Annotated in this window: 7 protein-coding genes; 2 read left to right on the top strand and 5 right to left on the bottom strand. The window is 64.0% G+C overall.

The window, feature by feature from the left end:
• A partial coding sequence (locus tag WAO18_RS21995) for an adenylate/guanylate cyclase domain-containing protein (protein WP_422208349.1) occupies positions 1–335 on the top strand: 335 nt, incomplete at its 5' end.
• A 335-nt stretch (positions 336–670) separates the two neighbouring features.
• On the opposite strand, the gene WAO18_RS22000 is transcribed toward WAO18_RS21995, so the two are convergent.
• Both WAO18_RS22000 and WAO18_RS22005 read right to left on the bottom strand, forming a co-directional pair.
• Positions 671–1,087 carry a DUF5313 domain-containing protein gene (locus WAO18_RS22000; protein ID WP_422208350.1) on the bottom strand — a complete coding sequence of 139 codons (417 nt, stop codon included), beginning with the start codon at positions 1,085–1,087 and terminating at the stop codon, positions 671–673.
• A 61-nt stretch (positions 1,088–1,148) separates the two neighbouring features.
• A complete protein-coding gene (locus WAO18_RS22005; protein WP_422208351.1) occupies positions 1,149–1,505 on the bottom strand; it encodes a hypothetical protein in 357 nt (118 codons plus the stop codon).
• 252 nt (positions 1,506–1,757) lie between these two features.
• Here WAO18_RS22005 and WAO18_RS22010 point away from each other — a divergent pair, with 252 nt between their 5' ends.
• The gene (locus tag WAO18_RS22010; RefSeq protein ID WP_422208352.1) at positions 1,758–2,252 is read left to right on the top strand and encodes a MarR family winged helix-turn-helix transcriptional regulator; all 495 of its coding nucleotides are present in this window, start codon (positions 1,758–1,760) and stop codon (positions 2,250–2,252) included.
• 145 nt (positions 2,253–2,397) lie between these two features.
• On the opposite strand, the gene WAO18_RS22015 is transcribed toward WAO18_RS22010, so the two are convergent.
• From WAO18_RS22015 to WAO18_RS22025, 3 genes are all read right to left on the bottom strand, one after another.
• Positions 2,398–3,189 (bottom strand): hypothetical protein, encoded by a 792-nt coding sequence (locus WAO18_RS22015; RefSeq protein WP_422208353.1) that lies wholly within the window; start codon positions 3,187–3,189, stop codon positions 2,398–2,400.
• A 142-nt stretch (positions 3,190–3,331) separates the two neighbouring features.
• Positions 3,332–4,336, bottom strand: a complete 1,005-nt coding sequence (locus WAO18_RS22020) for a zinc-binding dehydrogenase (protein WP_422208354.1) — start codon at positions 4,334–4,336, stop codon at positions 3,332–3,334.
• A gap of 2 nt (positions 4,337–4,338) precedes the next feature.
• Complete coding sequence (locus WAO18_RS22025; protein ID WP_422208355.1) at positions 4,339–5,031, bottom strand: cutinase family protein; 693 nt, start codon at positions 5,029–5,031, stop codon at positions 4,339–4,341.
• Between the last annotated feature and the right edge of the window lie 57 nt (positions 5,032–5,088).

Below are 5,088 nucleotides of genomic sequence, written 5' to 3' on the forward strand. Positions count from 1 at the left end.
ACACATCCGGTGACAGCTTCCTCGCGATGTTCGACGGCCCACAGCGAGCGATCCGCTGCGCCATGGCGATTCGCGATGCAGTGCAGGCACTTGGCATCGAGGTGCGAGCCGGGTTGCACACCGGCGAGTGCGAGGTACGCGGCGATGACATCGGCGGTATCGCCGTGCACATCGGCGCACGCGTGAGCGCACTGGCTGGGCCGAACGACGTGCTGGTGTCCAGCACGCTGCGCGACCTTGTGATCGGGTCAGGGCTTGAGTTCGAGGAGCGCGGCGCTCACCAACTCAAGGGTGTTCCCGGCGAATGGCGCATTTTCGCCGTCGCTTCTCCGTAGTTATATGTTTCGGTGAAGCTCGTTTCGCCTGCCGTAAGCGCTTGTGCCCTCGTTGCTCCGGCTCTGGTCAGTGGCTCGGTGGCTGTGGAGTGCCTAGCGGTCGGCTGACCGGAAGGACCTTATTCACCGCCCCCGTTGGCGCGAGAAACGTCGCCGTACACCAGCAGCGTCATAGCCGGATCGCCGGGAGCGTTCGGACTTGGGTGCGCCGGTCGCGGTGCCCGCACCGCGCACGACGACACGGCCCCGGGCGACGCTGACGGTTCCCGCGTCGAAGTCCACCGCCGACCACGCTCGCGCCCACCAACGTCCTGCAGGTATGAAGCGGCCTTCGGCTAGAAAGGGCTGCTATTCGACTGCCATTTGGCAGATTCGGGCCGCTCTCCGTAACGGCGGATGTAGTCGGCGTGCATTTTTGCCTGCTTCTCGCGCTTAATCACGTCGACCAAGTTTGGGTCCAACCCGTGCTGCGCCAATCGGTGTCGGCGCCAAACTTTATTGAGTGCAAGCGATATCAATAAGGCCCAGGTATAGATCGGCACCGTCATCTCCAGATGCACGTACAGCGACGCGGGTAGTAGCCACAAGGGAGCGAGGACCAACAGCGGGGGTAGCGCCCACCTCGCCATGTGCCGGGGCACGGCTCTCTCGTCCGCCAAGTCTTCGGCGACCCAACCGCGCATTGAGTCAGGCAGGCATCGTCCGTAAGAGTAGGCAATGTATTGCCATAGGTTCGGTTTGGTCGGGGCCACGATGCCTCCTGTAGTTGGGCGATATCAGATTTGACTAGACCTGCGGATGGACGCGGCGCTGTCAGCGTCCACGGCGGTAGGTCATGGTCCACCCCGCCTCCGAGTCTGGGTGGTACTCGTTGCCTTCCCACGGGTCCCCGCAAATGTGCAGATGTGCGTACGGCGTACCGGCGTACATGATCATTGTTCCTGCGTCGCGCATGACGGTGGACAATCCGGTGGCCTCGGCGTCGAACGGCCAGATGAGCATCCAGTGCGGACCGATGGGAATCAGCGGGCTGGTGCGGTCGAAAGGGTCGGTGTAGCTGTGCTGCACCGCACCGTTGAGCATGTAGATCAGGCCTGGTGATGTGTTGGTGGGCTTTGGTTTTCCAGCCCAGTGACTGATCTGAACGGCTGCGGCCCTGACACCTGTCATTTCGACGTACCTTTCCGGTTTCGTGGCCTGTTTGAAGGCGACGGCGCGACCGTTCTAGGCGTGCTACAGCCAAACATCTCGTCGTCGGACGAAGCCCGCAGACGCGCCTGGGCGGCGCCGAAGAGTGATCGTCGTTGCTGCCGGCCCCCGGAATGACTCGGAAGTCGAAACTCGTCAGCTTCAAATACTTAGGGTACTAATAAATAATGTACTATCATATCGTTTCATTAGTCAATAGGGTACGATGCATCTGTGCCCAAAGGAGTTGTTGCGGACATCGATCCGCTCTCGTTGGAACGCCAGGTATGTTTCGCGCTGGCGGTCACCAATCGCGCCGTACTCGCTGTCTACCGACCGTTGCTCGAGCCGCTTGGCCTGACCCATCCGCAATATTTAGTGATGCTGGCGTTGTGGGACAACGCCAAATCCGACGGGGAGCCTCTGTCGGTCAAGGACATAGCCGCACTGCTGCAGCTGGATTCGGCCACCCTCTCGCCGATGCTCAAACGCCTGCAGGCGCAGGGCCTGCTCACCCGGTCGCGCAATGAGGCCGACGAACGCACCACCCACGTCGAACTCACCCCGGCGGGCCGCAATCTACGCAGGCGGGCGCTCAAGGTTCCCCCGGCGGTCGTTGCGCGACTCGGCGTCGAACTCGCCGAGCTCGAGAATCTGCGTGAGGTGCTCACCAAAATCAACGCCGCCGCACTCGCCGCCGGAGCGCTCGACTCGGAGCTGGATCGATGACGCGGCGCGATACATAGCCGCGGCCCGGTCAAATCGATATCACGCCCGCCGGTGGCGCGGCAGCGATCAGCGCGGTGGCCATTGCCCCGACGATGTATTGCTTCCTCGTTGTCTCCTTGGCATCCCGCTGGCGACGAATTGCCGCCTACGGAATGGGTTGGGACAGCACGGTGACTACCTCTTGCAGAGGATCCGAGGTTGTCGATACGTCGCCGATGTAGGGCTGTGCCAGTTGGAGGATAAGGGAGAAGTTGGTCGCGACGATGACGGCGACGACTGCCACCATCGTGTAGTGCAGGATGGGGTTTTCGACCCCATAGACGATCACGATGCCAAGGACCATAGCGCTTGTCAGGAAGATGACCGCCCAGAGTGACCAGGGCAGTCCGGCGTCTTCGCGGGCGGTGAGTAGTCGTACTGTGCGTGCCTGGCTGACCTTGTCGAGGTTGGAAAAGGACGTCGAGAGCAGAGTCTTCTGGGCGTCGGTCTTTGCGGCTGTGCCTTCGTAGCTCTTGTATAGCCGAGCCAGGGCGGTGTCGGCATCTGGTGAATGACGATTCTCGGCTTGAGGCCATTCAGCAATCGCGGCCTGTTCATAGGTCCGCAGACTCTGCCGGATGCGCTCTCGATCCGGTGCCTCGAACACGACCGAGTCCCTGGCCATCTGCACCGCCGCCGCGCCTTCGGCATGTGCGCTGGCGTCTGCGGCATTGTTCTGACCCCACATGGAATTGACAACAAATCCGATGAAGAATGCATAAAAGAACCCGATGAAGCCATACGTGAACTTGGTTCCGTCGTTGTGTTCGTCACCCTTGAGGACTGGGAAGCGCTTGCGCACGTACCACTGAATTAGCGCGGCTCCGCCTCCGATGACCACGATGAGGCCGATGAGCAGTAGCCCCGACGGGATGTGGCTGACAAGCCACCAACTCATGAGCGGCTCCTCAAAATCGTTCGATGGCAAGCTGATATGCGTCGTTCGACTGTAGGGGTTTGGGTGCACTGGCTGGGGGCGAAGCGGTGAACTCCGGCGGGAGAGCGTCGTATCCCATGGTGATGACGGCGCCGCTACCGGCTCAGGGGACTAGCACGACCTTGCCGACATTCTCACGCGCAGCCAGGATCCGGTGTGCTTCCGGTGCGTCGGCGAACGGCACCGCCGCGTGCACGACCGGCGCAGCCGTGCCGTCCGACAATGCCGTCGACAGCGGTCCGATCCAGGGCTCGAGCGTTCCGCGGTCGTCCCACAGCCGCAGCATGTTGAGGCCGATGACGGCCTTGGAGTCGTTCATCTGCGAGATCAGGCTGAGCCCGCGCAGCATGGCCAACCCCTGCGGTGCCGCGCGCAGCAGCGACCGCTTCTCGCCCTGCTGCAGCGAAGAGAGACCGTAGGCCACCAGCCGTCCGCCCGGCCGTAAGAGGTCGAAAGACCGCCGCAACGAGGTGCCGCCCAACGCATCCAGCACGATGTCGTACGGGCCCAGGCCTTTCCACCAACCGTCGCGGTGGTAGTCGATGGCCCGATCGACGCCGAGCGCGGCTAGCTGAGCGTGCTTGCCGGGCGACGCCGTGCCGTGCACGACCGCGCCCGCGGCCTTGGCCAGCTGCACCGCCGCGATGCCGACGCCACCGGCCGCGGCATGTACCAAAACCTGCTCGCCGGCGCGCAGTGAGCCGTAGCCGTGCAGTGCCGCCCACGCCGTCGCGTAGTTGACCGGGACCGCGGCGCCCTGCTCGAAGCTCATCGAGTCCGGCAGCGCGACAGTGTCATTCGCGCCGGCGTTGACGAGCTCGGCGTAGCCGCCGAACCGCGTTCCCGCCAGCACCCGCTGGCCGACCCGGCCGGGATCGACGCCGTCGCCGACCGCCTCGATGGTCCCGGCCACCTCGTAACCGACGACGCTGGGCACCTTGGGCGCATCGGGGTACAGCCCGACGCGGGCAAGATGGTCGGCGAAGTTCACTCCGGCCGCACGCACCGAAATACGGACTTGGCCGGCTGCCGGTGGCGGCGGGTTGGGACGGTCCTGGACCTTGAGCACCGACGGGGGACCGTGCTTGGTGATGACGACTGCGCGCATGGCTACAGGTGACTTGTCACGAAAGCTGCGGCCTGAGCCGGCATTCCGGAGTTCAGATAGGAAAGGTGCGTCGGGGAGGACATCTCCTCGTGCGTTGGCACGGTGAACAAGGCGCCAGAAGTGCAGACCGGGTCGCCGGGCGCACACAAATCAATAGCCTTTGCGCCGTACCACGGGCTGACCGTGCTCACCGGCGCGCCCAGATATCTGTCCGAGGGATTGCCGAAGAGGGCTAGCGCGGCAACGTGATCGGCCGCGTCCTGCGGAAGCGACACGGGGACGAAGCCCGATACCGGAGCCTGGGCGATGGTGATCAGGTCGATCACGACCGCGCCCTGGGAGTATCCGCCGAGCACCAGCTTGGTGTTGGGGCAGCCGGCGGCCATCGCCTCGATGTGCGCATTCGCGTCCACGGCGCCGGCATTGGCCGATGGGGCGAAATCGTCCGAGGCGGGATAGTTGACCGGGTAGATCGCGACCGACCGAGCCCCTAGCTGCGAGTGCAGTGCATCGATGAATTCCCGTCCCACCCCGCCGACGCCGGGCGGTTCGGAGGTGGCACGCGCGAACGTCACCTCGACGTCAGGACACGACGCAGCGGGTGCAGGCGCGGCGTTGATCGGCGCGCTCACCAGCGCCACCAACAGGGTCGCTACCGCGCCCACCAGCACACGCGCAATGTGATTGGCGATCACGAGGCAATGCTGACACATTGCGACGGGCTGTGGGTCGCGTCGTGCTCACTTCCCGGG

Origin of the sequence: Mycobacterium sp., from assembly GCF_049278535.1 — a bacterium.
Taxonomy (GTDB): domain Bacteria; phylum Actinomycetota; class Actinomycetes; order Mycobacteriales; family Mycobacteriaceae; genus Mycobacterium.